The sequence below is a fragment of the Shewanella sp. DC2-4 genome, from assembly GCF_013248875.1.
Classification (GTDB): domain Bacteria; phylum Pseudomonadota; class Gammaproteobacteria; order Enterobacterales; family Shewanellaceae; genus Shewanella; species Shewanella oncorhynchi.
The window spans coordinates 3772322-3788355 of the sequence record NZ_JABRVR010000002.1 but is presented as its reverse complement, the minus strand read 5'-3'; the positions used below and the strand labels follow the sequence as shown (position 1 = coordinate 3788355).

16 protein-coding genes are annotated in these 16034 nt (G+C 46.4%); 9 read left to right on the top strand and 7 right to left on the bottom strand.

Annotation, left to right across the window (positions count from 1 at the left end):
* Positions 1-50: 50 nt before the first annotated feature.
* The 7 genes from slyA (at position 51) to HQQ92_RS17175 (ending at position 7178) form a co-directional block, all read left to right on the top strand.
* Complete coding sequence (gene slyA / locus HQQ92_RS17205) at positions 51-524, top strand: transcriptional regulator SlyA (protein WP_105251323.1); 474 nt, start codon at positions 51-53, stop codon at positions 522-524.
* Positions 525-532: 8 nt separating this feature from the next.
* The gene (locus HQQ92_RS17200) at positions 533-1591 is read left to right on the top strand and encodes an HlyD family secretion protein (protein ID WP_173247093.1); all 1059 of its coding nucleotides are present in this window, start codon (positions 533-535) and stop codon (positions 1589-1591) included.
* Between the two features lie 225 nt (positions 1592-1816).
* Entirely contained in the window at positions 1817-2845 is a 1029-nt protein-coding gene (locus HQQ92_RS17195) for a DUF2955 domain-containing protein (RefSeq protein WP_173247091.1), read from the top strand.
* A 225-nt stretch (positions 2846-3070) separates the two neighbouring features.
* Entirely contained in the window at positions 3071-3694 is a 624-nt protein-coding gene (locus tag HQQ92_RS17190) for a c-type cytochrome (RefSeq protein WP_173247089.1), read from the top strand.
* Positions 3695-3704: 10 nt separating this feature from the next.
* The gene (locus HQQ92_RS17185) at positions 3705-4772 is read left to right on the top strand and encodes a c-type cytochrome (RefSeq protein WP_173247087.1); all 1068 of its coding nucleotides are present in this window, start codon (positions 3705-3707) and stop codon (positions 4770-4772) included.
* Positions 4773-5435: 663 nt separating this feature from the next.
* On the top strand, positions 5436-6296 hold the full coding sequence (locus tag HQQ92_RS17180; protein ID WP_173247084.1) for a cell division protein: 861 nt from the start codon (positions 5436-5438) through the stop codon (positions 6294-6296).
* 552 nt (positions 6297-6848) lie between these two features.
* A complete protein-coding gene (locus HQQ92_RS17175; RefSeq protein WP_173247081.1) occupies positions 6849-7178 on the top strand; it encodes a cysteine-rich CWC family protein in 330 nt (109 codons plus the stop codon).
* A 4-nt stretch (positions 7179-7182) separates the two neighbouring features.
* Here the strand turns inward: HQQ92_RS17175 and HQQ92_RS17170 are convergent, their stop codons facing one another.
* The gene (locus tag HQQ92_RS17170) at positions 7183-8295 is read right to left on the bottom strand and encodes an energy transducer TonB (RefSeq protein WP_173247079.1); all 1113 of its coding nucleotides are present in this window, start codon (positions 8293-8295) and stop codon (positions 7183-7185) included.
* A gap of 203 nt (positions 8296-8498) precedes the next feature.
* The gene (locus tag HQQ92_RS17165) at positions 8499-9320 is read right to left on the bottom strand and encodes a hydratase (protein WP_173247077.1); all 822 of its coding nucleotides are present in this window, start codon (positions 9318-9320) and stop codon (positions 8499-8501) included.
* A gap of 318 nt (positions 9321-9638) precedes the next feature.
* Between HQQ92_RS17165 and HQQ92_RS17160 the strand changes: the two genes are divergently transcribed.
* The gene (locus HQQ92_RS17160; RefSeq protein WP_113940039.1) at positions 9639-10613 is read left to right on the top strand and encodes a DMT family transporter; all 975 of its coding nucleotides are present in this window, start codon (positions 9639-9641) and stop codon (positions 10611-10613) included.
* Between the two features lie 29 nt (positions 10614-10642).
* The gene (locus HQQ92_RS17155) at positions 10643-11251 is read left to right on the top strand and encodes an HAD family hydrolase (RefSeq protein ID WP_173247075.1); all 609 of its coding nucleotides are present in this window, start codon (positions 10643-10645) and stop codon (positions 11249-11251) included.
* A gap of 56 nt (positions 11252-11307) precedes the next feature.
* Here the strand turns inward: HQQ92_RS17155 and HQQ92_RS17150 are convergent, their stop codons facing one another.
* The 5 genes from HQQ92_RS17150 to HQQ92_RS17130 form a co-directional block, all read right to left on the bottom strand.
* Positions 11308-11820: a hypothetical protein gene (locus HQQ92_RS17150; RefSeq protein WP_173247073.1), complete on the bottom strand. Its 513-nt coding sequence runs from the start codon at positions 11818-11820 to the stop codon at positions 11308-11310.
* Between the two features lie 141 nt (positions 11821-11961).
* Positions 11962-12321, bottom strand: coding sequence for a hypothetical protein (locus HQQ92_RS17145; protein WP_168825605.1), 360 nt, complete (start codon positions 12319-12321; stop codon positions 11962-11964).
* A 67-nt stretch (positions 12322-12388) separates the two neighbouring features.
* Positions 12389-12544, bottom strand: coding sequence for a hypothetical protein (locus HQQ92_RS17140; RefSeq protein WP_173247071.1), 156 nt, complete (start codon positions 12542-12544; stop codon positions 12389-12391).
* Positions 12545-12685: 141 nt separating this feature from the next.
* On the bottom strand, positions 12686-14641 hold the full coding sequence (locus HQQ92_RS17135; RefSeq protein ID WP_173247069.1) for a DEAD/DEAH box helicase: 1956 nt from the start codon (positions 14639-14641) through the stop codon (positions 12686-12688).
* A 194-nt stretch (positions 14642-14835) separates the two neighbouring features.
* Positions 14836-15990, bottom strand: a complete 1155-nt coding sequence (locus HQQ92_RS17130) for a M20/M25/M40 family metallo-hydrolase (RefSeq protein ID WP_173247052.1) — start codon at positions 15988-15990, stop codon at positions 14836-14838.
* Positions 15991-16034 lie beyond the last annotated feature (44 nt).

Sequence of the window (16034 nt, the reverse complement as noted above, 5' to 3'; positions counted from 1 at the left end):
CCTGCTAACTAAGTATAATGCTTAGCACGCTAACTAAGTGGGTGGGCAAGATGCAAAAAGAATTAGAGCGACTAAAAGAGTTATCACTGGCGGAGCATTTAGGCCGTCTGCATCGACTGTGGCGTACCGTGGCCGATGTTGAGCTAGCACCTTTAGGATTAACTCATCCTCGTTGGACTGCCCTATGGAAACTGTTGCGTTTAGGCGACAGTGTTAGCCAAAAAGTGTTGGCCGATGCCTTAGAAATTGAATTGGCTTCGCTAATGCGCACCTTAGGGCAATTAGAAGAGCAAGGTCTAGTCGAGCGTCATTGTTGTGACAAAGATAAGCGAGCAAGAATTGTGAGCCTGACGCCAGCGGGATTAGATGTTTTAAAGCAAATGGAAGCGCGGATTATTCAAGTGCGCCGTGAGTTATTAGGCGGGATCAGTGCCGAAGAGTTGAGCGAATTTGAACGCATTATTAGCCTGATCAGCGACAACGCCAGCGCCAAATTAACCAAGGTTACAGACACCCTTTTGTGAGAAAGAAGATGACACCGGATCAACAGTTTGCCCGTTTAGTAAAATTTGCCATGTTTGGCTTTGTGATGGTTTTTGGCTATTTCATGCTGGCCGACACTATGATGCCATTGACGCCTCAAGCCATGGCGACCCGTGTAGTGACTAAAGTGACACCGCAGATCAGCGGTAAAATCCAGACCATAGCCGTGACCAATAACCAAGCGGTTGCCAAGGGTGATTTGTTGTTTCAAGTCGATCCCGCGCCCTATGAGTTAGCGGTATCGCAAGCTAAATTGGCCTTAGAGCAAGCCCGTCAAGATAATGCTGAGTTAGATGCCTCGCTACTGGCTGCTAAGGCCGAGGTCAATGCCAATAAAACCACCTCACAACAAAAACGCAGCGAGGCTAAACGTCTCGATGCCCTGTATGCCACCCATGGCGTATCGCAGCAGCAAAAGGAGCTAGCCGATAGCGATGCCGCAGCTGCTGAAGCCAATTTGCTTGCCGCCAATGCGCGTTTAGAAAAACTCAAAGTGAGTCGTGGCAGTTATGGCGAAGAGAATCTTAAAGTGCGTCAGGCGCAAAACCATTTAGCTCAAGCCGAGCTTAATCTGTCTTATACCCAAATACGTGCCGATCAAGATGGGATAGTGACTAACCTGCAGTTAGAAGTCGGTAGTTTTGCGACCGTGGGGCAACCTCTGTTGGCCGTGGTATCGGATAAAGTGGATATTATTGCCGATTTTCGCGAGAAGAGCCTGCGTGGAGTCAATGCTTCATCTACCGCTTTGATTGCGTTCGATGGCGAACCCGGCCGTTTATATCGGGCGACGGTGAGCAGTGTCGATGCGGGCGTGAGTGCGGGGCAATTCGATGCCAATGGCCGTTTAGCGGCGCCGCAGGAATCTGACCGTTGGGTACGTGATGCCCAAAGATTGAGACTGCATTTGGAGTTAGATGGGATGGCGATGAACAGCTTACCAGCCGGTGCGCGCGCGACTGTGCAATTGCTGCCCGAGAATAGCCTGTTTAGCATGCTCGCTAAGGTGCAGATTAAAGCAATCAGCCTGCTGCACTATATTTACTAGCCTATTTACTAGCCTATTTACTAGAATGTTTACTAGCGTATTTACCAGCATATTTATCGGCATATCCATTAGTACTTATCTGTGTTGACGAGCACGAGTGACTCGCGGTGGTTTGTATTTGTCGCGAGTCGCTTGAGTGAACGCTTCAAAGCAACATAAGTGTGAACGCAGCATAAGCTAGCTAAACATCCTCATTTAATGTATCGATAGAACAAGGCGACGAGCATGTTACTACGCCATAGCCCATTGACGGCCAACGATTTACGCCAGTGTTTACGGATTGCGACTGGCGCGACCTTAGGTTTTACCCTGTGTAAAATTTTTGATTGGAGCAATGGAGTCTTCTTCACTGTGACACCTATGCTACTACTCGGATTAGTGCCAGTGATGAATGGCCATGCTATGCGCCAATTATTGGCTTCATCTGCCATGGCTGGGTTAGAGGTTGGGTTACTCGGCGGTTTCTTTGGCAGCCATCCCGGCATGATGACTCCCATCGTTTTCCTATTATTTCTATACCGCTTTGCGGCCATGTCCCGCGGCAGTTTGTTTCTCTTTGGTGCCAACGGTGTGCTGAGTCTCAGTATCATGCTGCACTTTGCTAGCTATCCAGGCGTTGACTTAAACGACTTAGTTTTCAGTAACTTTTGGGCGACAGCACTGTCAGTTGTTATCGCCTACGCTATGACGGCACTCTGGCCCGATGTTGAACCAAGAGCGGCTTACAAACCTGGGCCTAAGGCGCCGCATCGAATGCGCCACGAAGCCTTGCTCGGTGCGACCATAGCGACGGCATCGTTTCTGGTGTTCCAAATATTTGATCTGCGGGATTCGATGTCGGCTCAAGCGACCACTCTTTTGCTATTGTTTCCCATGCATTGGAATGGTGCACTCGACTATGCCCGTAAGCGCGCCATAGGCACCCTGTTGGGTGTGTCGTTTGGGATACTCGTGCAGTTGCTGCTCTATGATTGGTCTGGGCTATTGATGTTAGTTGTCCCCTTGCTGTGGATTGGACTGATGATTTTTAGCCAAGCCCATGTGCGCGAGGCGAATGGATCAGGTGTCGGTTTTGGTGCTATGACCACGTTAGGGATTTTGTTTGGGCAGTATTTGACCCCAGGTAACGACTTAATCTTCAGTGCCTTATACCGAGTGAGCAGTATTTTAATCGCTATCGTTGGCACGTTACTTTTATGCTATTTGATACATAAGTTATTGAATCGTTTCGAATCGACGCGATTTGGTTATTGAGCAGGCCACTAAGTATTGAAGGCTTGCAGCTTAACCTTGTACAGAGTAAGGTAAATTTATCCCGTTTGAATTGAACAATAAGTGACTCTTAATGAATGTTAAGGCTCATTTATTGGCTGTTTTAAAAATGAGCGGCTGATTTTAAAATGGGTTTAGTGTGTGAGCACAAACATAAATAACAATAACCCCTATGCTTTAGAGCTTAATTCTCTTCAAGGATAGAACATGAAGATTAAAACATTAGTCATAGGCTTAACGCTATGTAGCGGCTATGCCGCTGCCGCCGAGCCTTCTGACAAACAATCGATGAACGTTATGCCACAAGCTGCGCAGTTATGTGTGTCTTGCCATGGGGCAGGGGGTGAGGGTATTGAACCACTCGGCCCTCGATTAGCGGGATTATCTAAAGAATATATCTCGACACAATTGCAACATTTCCAAGCGGGCGTTCGCCAAAACGCGACCATGATGCCGATGGCAATGACACTCCAAGGTGACGGTATTGAGCAAGTGTCGAGCTATTTTTCAGCTAAGCCTGCCAATGACGTCAAGCCTGTTCTCCGCGGTGAACAAGTTGTTTTTAATGATGATACTGCTCGTTTAGCCTATCAAGGTGATTGGTCCCGTGGTTTACCAGCCTGCGTGACCTGCCATGGTCCTTCTGCATTAGGTGGCGGCTTATTTCCTCGCTTAGCAGGTCAACAGGCGAGTTATATCAAAACGCAATTATTGGCATGGCAGTCGGGAACACGTAAAGGTGACGTCGATGGCATGATGGGGAGCGTCGCGAATAAGCTCACCGTCGCCGAGATTGATGCGTTAGCCAACTACTTTGCGAATTTAAAATAAGGAGCCGGCCATGAAATATTCCGCAATGTTATTACTGGCCGCGATGGGGTCGTTAACCGTTCAGGCGCAAGCTGAAACTGAGCCAGTACAAGAACGCCCAGATAAGCAAGCTCCGCTGCCTTCTTTCCCTAAGGTAGCAGATCAAACCTATCTTACCCCTAGACCTTTGAGTGCGATTCCCGAAGGCGCCTTTGGTGACAAAGTGCGTTTAGGTTATCAACTGTTTGTGAATACCCAACAGCTGCGTGATAAGTATGTGGGTAATGAGCTTAACTGTACCAATTGCCATATGGATGCAGGCCGTAAAGCCAACGCATCACCCCTCTGGGGCGCGTATTTTGCTTATCCGGCCTATCGTAAAAAAGACAATAAAGTCAGTAGCTTTGAAGAACGCATCCAAGGCTGTTTTAACTATTCGATGAATGGTAAAGCCCCTGCATCAGGTAGCCCTGAGTTAGTGGCGCTTTCTGCCTACGCCTATTGGTTAGGCATGGGCGGCTTGATGGATGAGGCTAATATCAGTGGCCCTGTTCCTGAGATCAGTGATGCTGAGTTAGTCAAAGGTGCTAAGCGGGATGACTTCCCACTACCAGAGGCATTAGCTAAGGCGATGACAGTTGAGCAACGTGCTAACTTGCCGGGTCGAGCTTATCCTGAGATCCCAAAACCCGAACAAGCCTATTCACCTGAACGAGGTAAAGCTGTGTATGTCGCCCATTGCCAAACTTGTCATGGTGTTGATGGGCAAGGTCAAGCCATTGCGGGTGTGTATGCACTGCCGCCGCTGTGGGGATCTCAAAGTTATAACTGGGGAGCGGGAATGCACAGGGTCAATACTGCCGCATTTTTCATTTATGAAAATATGCCCTTTGGTAAGAGCATGCAGCTGACGAACCAACAGGCTTGGGATGTTGCCGCTTACATCAACTCCCACGAGCGTCCGCAGGACCCACGTAGCAAAGGTGATGTAAAGCAAGCGCAGGATAAATACCATAATGACAGCGATTACTATGGTCTCACTGTTGATGGCAAAGTGTTAGGCACTGAGTCCTATCCGATTTTTCCTAAGAAGTCATAGTTGAGCCGCTGAGATTAAGTGCTCGTGTGATGTTATAAAGCGAGTGAATAAGTTAGACAGAAAAGCCAGCAAGCATTTAGCTTTGCTGGCTTTTTTATTGGTCAAATATGTGTTGGTCAATTCTACTGAGCGCTCTGTGATTTCAGGGTATTAATACTTAGTGGTTTAGCCCGCTAGTATCGGCTTGTCATGGTATTCGCTCACCGACACGCAGCCAGTCCATCCTTGGATGCTCGACCGCCCCGTCCGTGGGGCGGACGGTCGTCTCGCAAATCACCATGACTCACCTTTCGAGCATTTGCGTAACCTGTTGGTTTAAAATACAGAGAATTTAGCCATGGGTGGCTCATTAAACTATCTTGATTGAGCAAAACATATCAAGGGAGTCGAACCCCCTCTACGTTCTCTAAGAAGCTGATTTACGTTGGTTTTTGGTCAAAATAAACAAAATATTGTTACACCTTACTGTATTTTGCTGTTTATAGAAATAATCAGCTAAGCATTTGTGAATTATCTCCTTCTAATTGAAAAAGTATCTTGAGGGGCTGAAGTCTATAGTGCTAACTTGCTGACATAGCTGATGTATTTATCCTAATTATTAAATCCATCAATATTTACATGATCATTCTATGTAGTACTCGATCAAACTGATTTGGAGACACTATGAGCAATCGACCAGCTATTCCTAGTGAGATAAAAAGATCTGTCCGACAACGCTGTGGGTTTGGGTGTGTTATCTGTGGATTTCCTCTATATGAATACGAACACATGGAGGAATGGGCTATCGTACAGAGGCATAAAGATGATGAGATTACTCTTTTATGCAGAATGCACCATGGGATGAAAACAGATGGCCTGATTCCCATTGAAGATGTAAAGAAGGCAAATCTTGACCCTTACAATAAAAGGGTTGGTGTGTCTAAAAATGTTCTTATGAGTTATTCCGGTGCTGACGTTTCTTTTTACTTAGGTAGTAGTTGCTTTAAATACCATGGACTGACCGAAGGTTCATTCTTCGCTCCATTAGTAGTTGATGGCTTAGTAATGGTTGGTTTTAGAGTTGAGCAAGATAAATTACTTCTTAACTTTTTAGCTTTTGATGAAACTAACAACCTGATTCTTCAAATTGCTGACAATGAGCTTATATATGAAACAAATCAATGGGATATAGAATGGGTGGCTCAAACCCTAACTATCCGAGAAGGTAAAAGGAAAATACTCATACAGCTCAAATTTGAACCACCAGGAATTATTCGATTAGCTAAAGGTCGAGTTCTTCGTAATGGGATTGAACTGGTTGTTGGCGAAACTTACCTGTTTAATACTAACAATCGAAACTTTTTTAGCTCCATCAATACAATAAATTGCGGTGTTGGTTTTGCAATTGGAGATCCTATGCCTAATTGTGGTGCTGCGATTGTTGTGAGTGGAATCAATCGATATCAATTTGATCGTACAAGTGCTCGAAAATTTTTGAGAGATGCATTAAACAAACACCGCTTGAAAAATACTCAAGACGTATAGCGTTAAGGTTAGTGAACAAATCAGTATTCAGCATGTATGCATCTGTGAACACACTTGCTATAACACAGGAATGCGGTTCACTGAGCCAAATGAATACACCCAAATATCATTTAAGTTAGATAACTTGATGAATACAACCAATTGAACTTTATTGAAACATCCATAGTTAAATTTAGTGACAGGTATACTCGGGAATTAACGAGATTAAGTACTTGCATGGAAGTGACCGTTGGCGGCAAGGATGCCGCCGACGAGCCCTCAGGGATGAGTTTATGGCGTGTCACTGGAATACAAGTACTTAATCTTTTAGCAAATCAGAAAGGATACTTTATTGTATCTGACCGATAGTGGCATAGAGAATATCACTATAATGCCTAGGACATTATTAACACTTCTTTTTAAATCATAAGCAGGCGTGTCACTGGGAAAACAATGGCAATTAATGCTGCATAACTCAGCAGCTTTGCTTTGGTGGGAAACAACTCAGTTTGAGTTGCAAAAATCTATTATGATCTCCGCGTTATAACAACTTATCTTGCTATAAGGATTACCGTGTCTCAGCCATTGGAAGAACCTAAGTTAGAAACTGCACAAATTTGCCCTTTGTGCCAAGGCGCGAATCAATGTGCTGTGATTTTAGGTAAGGGTATTGAGGATTGTTGGTGCGCTCTGCAAACATTTCCACCTTTGGCCGCCTTGCAAGCGCAAGCATCAGATTCGCCGCTAGGGGTCATCAACCATATTTTACCGTCTGCCGATGCGTGTATTTGCCAAGCTTGTTTAATCCAACTTAAGCAGGGGTTAAGTCTGGGGCAGCTTGCAGAGCAGGATGAAAAAAGCCCATCGAGTGTGAGCGATGGGCTAGGGCATGAGGTGAAGTAATGAGTTATCGACCGATTGTGTAATCCAGTTGCACAGTGGTTTGTGCCTCAACGGCTATACCATTTTCAAACTTGGGTGCGTAACGCCATTTATCTATCATTTTTAGCGTTTCTTTCTCAAAGAGAGCACCACCCTTAGAAGCTAAAATTTCAGGATTTTTGACGAAGCCATGTTCATCGACAGTAAATTTAAGCTGAACCCAGCCACTTTTACCTCGCTGCGCATAGGACATTGGATAGTCTGGTGTGGTACGGAAAATAGGTTGTTGTTCCTGTGCGTCGGCCCAAGGACGCATTTTGCCGATAGCAATACAGTGGGCGGTGGACTCGTCACGCTTTCCTTGGCGCTCATAGAGTTCTACTAAATAAGCGTGGGCACTTAAGGCATAGGGATGGCTAAAGTTAAGGGCTTCAAACTGCTTAACGACTTCTAAAAGCAATGGAATCGCCTTGTCATCATGCTTTTCTGCATACTCAACGGCACCCACCACATAGGTTGCCTTGACTCTGTCTATGGCGTTCTCTGGTAAAATCTCTTTATAAATATCATAGGCATCGAAGGCATAGCTTCTTACGCTTTTGGTGTATAGCTCTGTATTTGATAAGCGGTTGAAGGCGGCCATTTTTACATCGGCGAGCAGTTTCTTTTTATCGGATTTTTCAGCAATTGCGATAGCAGTAAGCAAATCATTTTTCGCATCTTTGGCTTCAACGGCGGTTTGTGCAGCACCTAGTAAGGGGTCGATAAGCTCAAGCGCTTCTTTGCCATAATGAACTTTATAGTTTGCAAGAGCGAGCTGATACAACTCATTTGCCTTCGCCGTTTTTGGCAGATTCTTTTCTGTAAATGGGTAAGGGGCGACTTGCTTTTCTATCGCCGCGGCCCAGTTCATGGCCAGGTTAGCTAAGTCGACGCTGTCTTTGGCATATTGAGCTTCTCCGAGTTGATAAGCGGTTTTTGCGCTCGCTTCAATATTTGCAGCATCGCCTTTTTCTACGGCGGCTTGATAGTCACTATAGGCTTTGGCAAAGCTATTTTCTGAGGCATGCACGCTAAGAGAAGTGCCTAAAGTGAGGGCAAGAAGACAGGCAATTGGCAGCATTTTTCCGTGTGACATTCTATATATCCTTATTATTGATGAATTTAGATGATACATAGGTGTACATTTTGAGGCAAGTTAGTTTGGCTTTTGTTAATGGTGCTTGTGGTGAATGCAGATAACTGAGCACTGAGAACTGAGAACTGAGATTGAAAATAAGCGAGCCCAGCTGAAACTGAGTTCGCTTATTTATCAGTGCCTTGTCGCTTTATAAGTCGCAATCACTTAGTAGTGAAAGTCACGGCGAACTGTCCAAGCGCGCCGTATTCAAATTTGCAGACCTGTGCCAATGGCAGATCAAGGACGCCAGCGTAAGAGCCTGTGATCACATATTGCCCTTGAGTTAAGCCAATGCCTTGGGCGGATAAAAAGTTAACTAACCAGTAGAGTCCCGCCTTAGGGAAACCGTTAGGATGAATGGCGGATTTTTGCAGTGTGTCGCTTTGCTGGTGCTCGTCATTGGCAATATCAACGCTGAGTTCAAAATGACTCATTTCTAAACCTTCTTGCGGATTAAGCACAGGCCCTAACCACAGTCCTTGATTGACTAAGCCATCGGCGAGGGCATCAAAATGCGTCGCTTCACTGGGTGTGTGGTAGCGGCTTTTGATCAATTCCAAGGCTAAGCGTGTGTGGCCTAAGGCCTCGTCGATTTCAACCTCTGTGTAAGGCGTGCTTCTTGGCGGTAAATCGCGAGCAATCTCGAAGGCGAGTTCGGGTTCGACTCGGGCGAGGCCTTTAGTCGATGGATAGAGTGGGCAAGTGGTCGATTGTTGATACACATCATCTTGATAAATAGGCGCTACGACGGTTTTTTCCGCCGTGGGTAATAGGCATTTCCACGCCGCGATAGGATTGTTATCGCTTGCCTTAAATATTTCTGCTACGGCTTGTTGAATAGCGAAGGCCTGTTCGAAGCTGGTTGGCCTTAGTTCTGGGATCAGTAAATCGCCGCTCGTGCCTGCTGCGCGGCGCTCGGCTAATTCTTTGGCTGCGGTATTAATATGTGTTTTAACTTGTTCGATCGTGGCGGTAGATAACATTAACTTTCCTATTTAAAGCGTTAGCTTAAAAAGAAGTGGCCTAGAGAGAGTGTGGCAGAAGCCATTTTTATGGGCCAAATATACTCGGTTATTGGCAACGCGGGAAATGCCAATGTTGGCTTTCGGGGTAAATCTGCTGCAGTTGAATCAAGAGTGCGGCCAATATTCCAATTATCGTAAGATGTTGAAACTTGCCTCACATAAGTGTCAGCTAAAGTATCCAAGCTAACGCGAATGTTTCCATGCTGATCCGCTAGATATTGTGTTGGCTCAGTGCCAGAATGGCTGTCCATTTTGCGGTTTCTACTGGACTCCTCCGTGAATCTTAGCCATAACGCCCCTCAGGCAAATAATCATGCTCAGCTTGGGCTCCTGTTCATCTCAGTTGCGGTTTTATTTTGGGGCATGTTACCTATAGCATTAAAGCTCTCTGCGGCCTTTATCGATCCTGTGACTCTTACTTGGTTTCGTTTTCTGGTCGCGCTTTTAGTCAGCATAGTGATCCAATGGAGTGCAGGTAGTCTTAAGCAATTTGCAGCACTCGATGCCAAAGTTTGGTTAAGGTTAGTGCTTGCTGGCATCTTCTTGATGCTCAATTATGTGTCTTTTGTTTATTCACTCGATTACCTCGCCCCGGGCGCCGCCCAACTGAATTTCCAGACTTCGCCCTTTTTCCTCGCGTTTGGTGGTGTGTTGTTTTTTAAGGAACGGCTTAATGCGGTGCAACTCAGCTGTTTTGCAACCTTAGCTTTAGGTATGTTGATGTTTTTCCATCCTAATTTAAATTTTTCTGGGGCTAATAATCATCAGGTTTGGATTGGGGTGATGATCATCCAGTTCTCAGCACTGTCGTGGACTAGCTATGCCTTATTGCAAAAATCCTTACTGAATCGTTTGTCGCCCGCGAACGTGCTCTTAGTGATCTATGGCTTAGGTATTTTCGTAATGGCTCCCTTTAGCGACTTTAGTCAGTTTGTCCGTATGGACAGCTTCGATTGGCAGATAGCACTGTTTTGCGCCGCCAATACCTTGATCGCCTATGGCTGTTTTGGCCAGTCGATGAAGTATTGGCCGACGGCGCAGGTCAGTGCCATGTTGGCCCTAACGCCAGTATTTAGCTTTAGTGCCACGGCGTTAGTGGTGAGCCTTGGCTGGTGGCCAGAAGTATTCCGCGCTGATGAATTAGATGGTTTATCTCTGCTGGGGATTGGCGTGATTATTGTCTCTGTGATGGTGGTGCAATTGCTGCCTATGTACCGTAATCGTCAGGCGAAGCGTTTGCAGGCTGTCTAACGCATACATTTTATCTATGGGAAAGGCCAGTGATCACTAGACTCAGCGAATTAAAACTTCAGGATATCCGTGGCGTCATCTTCGATCTCGACGGCACCTTAGCGCATTCTAATCCTGATTTTGCAGGGCTGCGGCGGGAGTTGGGGATTCATTCTGGTACAGATATCTTGGCCCATGTCAAGAGTCTTAGTACTGATGAAGCACGTGCTCAAGCGTTAGACATTGTCCATGAGTACGAAAGACAAAGTTCACTCAAGGCCAGTTGGGTTGATGGCGCGAGGGAGCTTATCGAATGCCTACGGGCCAAGTCACTGCCCTTGGCTATTTTGACTCGCAATATGCCAGAAGCGGCGCAAATCACTATCGATAAACTCGGCATAGATATCGCACTGGTATTAACGCGCTATGATGCGCAGCCTAAACCGCATCCCGAAGGTATTCATCTTATTTGCCAGCAGTGGCAACTCGCGCCCGCAGAGATCTTGTATGTGGGCGATTATCTGTTTGATCTGCAAACTGCGCGCAATGCGGGTAGTCACTGTGCCCTCTATTGCCCTGAAACTATTCCCGACTATGCCCAAGCGGCTGATTTACTGGTCTCTTGCTACCACAGCCTGATTAAAGCATGGCCTAAATAATTTATTCCTATGCGGTTAACCTGTTTAGCCGCATATATCTCAATTAACTCCTGTGACTACTTAGGTAATTGCTTACAAAGGTCATCAAATAGTGCAAAACTTTCGGTTAGCACCGTCTGTAATTGATCTTCGTTATAGCACCATGGCTGGCGTTGTGTACGCCAGTCGTTATCCCAGTCAATCTCTTCACCTCGCGCTAACCGCTCTGCAACGGCAATCTGTTGATAGGAGCCGCCACCGATGCGCTTATCTTCACGCCACAAGTCAAAGTTAAAAACTACCCACTGCCGCATCTCCATCATAAGTGTCATATGCGGGTATGCGAATTTTTTCGCATTTAGCATGTAATATCCCCCCTCACTTTTGTAAAAGCGGATCGGGTAAGGGAACTGGGCAACCAATATTTGTTGACGCTCCGTCGGCACCTTAGGATTAAAATCGCCAGGGAGCTTAGGAAAGCGCGCTAACATGGAGGCATAGCGCTCGGCAAAATTAACCTCACGGGCAATGGTAATCACGGGTTGTGACACTTCACTTAGGATAAAATTGTGTTGTTGCTCAGTTAACATATCGTCATCCATCTTGACTGTTTATGGTGTTATTTTCATGGTAGCTAAAGGTTAATATCCAATTTTTCAATTGATTAAAAATGTTAGGTCAATATCAAAATCGCTTTTGTCGCTACGGCCTCGCTAAGAGTCAGAAGGTATTTAGCGGTTACTTTGTGTATCCAGCTTATCTTGCTTAAGCCCAAGCCGAATACTGTCGAGTAATGCCACTAACCAGCAGAGGATAAAGCCGTAGAGCAGTTCATTGGCATTGGCAATTGTGGTCTGGGTTTGTTGGGTGATTTCGGCAGAAATTACGCCGATATCTAGCGGTAAGATGCCGTTTTGAATATCTAAGGCGATGACTTGCGCCACTTGATAGATTTGCGATAGCAACAGTACAAGACTCACGACCGCTAAGCTAAAAAATACCAGTGCCGAGCGTTTATGTTTTAGGTAAAAATGGCCGCTGCCGGGGGCGACAAAGGCGGATAACAGGCCGGCGTTAAAGGCTTTTTTCATCGAAATACACTAGATGCGTTGCTAAAGACTAAGTCGACACTAATAGACATGTTGGCTTAACTGCAAGTTAATTTGCCATTGCGACTAACATTCCAATAAAGCCCGCAAACAGAGTGCAACCGACAAGTACCATGATTAATAACGTTTTATCTTTGTGGCATGACTTAGCGAGTTCAGGCAGTGCCGAGGTCAATGGGGAAGTGATCAGTGCTAAAAAATCCATTTTATATCCTTAAGCTAGGCGTTCTTGCACTGACTATATCAGCTTGAAATATCAACTGGCCAGTGTGCTTTGAGCTAGTGCGATGTTAAGCCAACAAAAAAGGAGCCTAGGCTCCTTTTTTAGTCTCTAGCTTAAGCTAGATTAGTCTTCACGTGGTTTACGTGGCTTACGCTCACCGGCAGGTTTGTCTGCACGTGGTTTGCGGTCAGCAAATGGCTTATCACCCGTAGACGCAGCGCGAAGCTTACGATCACCCGCTGGGCGGTCACCTGTTGGACGATCGCCACGTGGTTTACGGTCACCGGCAGGACGGTCTGAACGAGCGCTGCGGCCTGAATCAACAAATACTTGATCGCCAGCTTCGCGGATGTTCAATGGCTTGCCACAAACACGTACTTTACGTAGGTGCTGTAACACGTCTTTTGGCATGCCGTCTGGCAGGTCAACAGTGGTCACTGCATCATAAAGTTGGATTGCGCCAATGTAACGGCTGTCGATGTTAGCTTCGTTCGCGATAGCGCCAACGATGTTACCCACACCTACACCATTCTCACGACCTACGTCGATCACGTAACGGCACATTTTCAAATCTGGGTTGTCTTTCAACGCTTCAGCTGAGCCTAAGCTTGCTGGCATTGGACGCGGTTCGCGACTTCTGCGTTCACCACGCTCACCACCACGCTCACCACCACGTTCACCACGCTCACCACCACGGTCATTACGATCACTTCCGCGGTCGCTACGTTCAGTGCGCTCACTGCGTTCATCACGAACACGTTCTTGAATGGCTGGCAATTGCAAAGGACGTTCTTGCTGAACTTGCTGTAATAATGCAGCGGCTAGCAGATCGGTATCGACTTCTAACTGTTGGCATAATTGAGCAACAGCTTCTTTCATGAAATCTAAATCGCCGTTGATTGTTTCAGCCAATTGCTCACCTAAGCGAGACAGACGACGTTCTGCAACAGTCTCTGGGCTTGGGATTTTCATTGGTGAAATGCGGCTGTTCGTTGAACGTTCGATAGTGCGCAGCATGCGCATTTCACGGCTCGTTACAAACAGGATCGCCATACCAGTACGGCCAGCACGGCCTGTACGGCCAATACGGTGTACATAAGCTTCGGCATCATACGGAATATCGTAGTTCACAACGTGACCGATACGCTCAACGTCAAGACCACGGGCCGCAACGTCAGTCGCGATCAGAATGTCTAACTTGCCACGTTTCAGTTGGTCAACTGCACGCTCACGGGCTTGCTGGTTCATGTCACCGTGTAGTGGTGATGAAGCATAACCGCGGGCTTCTAACTTTTCAGCTAACTCAACACATGAGTTACGAGTACGCACGAATATGATTACACCTTCAGTGTTTTCAACTTCTAATACACGTACTAAGGCTTCAAGTTTGTTGTGTTGTGATACTTGTACGAAACGCTGTTCGATTGACTCAACCGTAGTTTGGCTTGATTCGATACGAACATGTACAGGATTACGTAAGTGCTGGTTAGCAACACGCTTAATTTGCTCTGGCATAGTGGCAGAGAATAGCGCCAGTTGGCGTTCGCTTGGCGTGTGCTCAAGGATCCATTCGATATCATCGATGAAGCCCATTTTTAACATTTCATCGGCTTCATCGAGCACTAAAGCTTGTAATGAGTCGAGTTTCAAGGTGCCGCGACGCATATGGTCCATAACACGACCAGGCGTACCAACGATAACTTGTGGGCCGCGTTTCAGGGCATTCAACTGTTGTTGCATGCTTTGGCCGCCGTAAATTGGAAGAACGTGGAAATTCTTCATAAATTTGGCATAGCTACTGAACGCTTCAGCAACCTGCACGGCTAATTCACGTGTTGGTGCTAATACTAAAATTTGCGGTGTCGTTTGGCTGGTAACTTTGTTTAATAGTGGTAACGCGAAGGCGCCAGTTTTACCTGTACCTGTTTGCGCTTGACCTAAAATATCTTTGCCAGCCATAAGTGGATCGATACTGGCTGATTGGATTGGCGTTGGTTTTTCATAACCTAGCTCGTCAAGAGCACGCAACAAATTCTCGGATAGGCCGAGTTCACGGAAAGTTCTTTCATCGGATGACATTGGGTTGTAGCCTTGTGGATGCGCGCGCGAAATGGCGCTAAAGTTTCACAGACAGAAAATCAACCCCGTGTCGATTTCCCGCGAACGACGGATTATAGCAGCATGGCGGCCACTTTACCAATCAGAGTCACGCTATTTAACCTGTTTTCTGCATTTTTTTCGCTAAAACTGAGCAAGAAACGCGCCACTTCCCATTAATTCTTTAAATATTCAACATTTAATTGAAGTAACTCGAATGCTGACTCTGTCACTGCCGCAAGAAAAGTGATGTCGATTGTCGCGACGGTATCCTCTGGTGTGTGATATTGGGGATGGGTCGGCACACCCAAATACAGCCAAGGGATATTCGCTTTGTGGAAGGGGTAATGATCCGACGCCCGCAGCCAATCGGTACTTTGTATGCTTCGACCAACGGGTTTAGGGTGAGTGAGTTTAATGCAAAGTCGGTTCTGCTGATTCAGTAGGGGTTTAAATTGATTGAACTGAGTGAAGTTTCGACTGCCTTCGAGGTAAATTGCATAGGGCCTGCCGGGGTGACTCACCATGTCGAGGTTAATCATTAATTCAAATGTCGCCTCTGGCAGGCGGGTTTTGAGTTGCTCTACCAAGGCGATACTGCCATAGAGACCGGGTTCTTCGGCATCGGTTGCCACAAACATCAGGTTTACCTTAGGCAAGGTATTGGGTTGTAGGGCAAATTGCTGTTGCCAATGTTTGGCAATGGCGAGCATAGCAGCGACGCCCGAGGCGTTATCATCGGCGCCGTGGTAAATCTTACTGCCGCTCATGCCTAAGTGATCATAGTGGGCGACGATAATGCGCCATCGATTCGTCGGTTCTGCCGCCATCGCGGTGGCGACCACGTTGGCACCAGTTTCTTGGGTGAAGAAGGTTTGATATTCAAAGGGCACGATAAAGTCCGCACCCCAAGGCTGTAAACCTAGCCCCTGAAATTGCTGCTTTATATAGTCACGACTTTTTGCCGCACCTTGGGTTTGGGTTTTGCGGCCTTCAAATTCATCCGAACTTAATACTGTGACTGTCGCTTGTAACTCTGTGGGTTCGGCCCAAGTGAGTTTTAGCTCAGTGCGTGCACAGGTTTCGGTTGAGTTAGCGCAGCCAGTGAGGGTAGTAGCAACAACGCAGGCCAGTGCAAATAAGCCAAGTCTTTGGGATTGATGTCTTATAAGGTGCGTGATCTTGAACTTGGTGAGCAACTGACCGATGCGATTGTGGTTGAATAGAGTCGATGCGCTTAGATTTATGTCACTTAGGTTTTTATTTAAAAGTGATTGATATTGCCTCGGTAACATAAGGTGAGTCACTGGGGACTGAGTGCTATCACGCATGGACATTCCTTATCGCTGAAGCCTTCGCCAGAAGATGAATATCA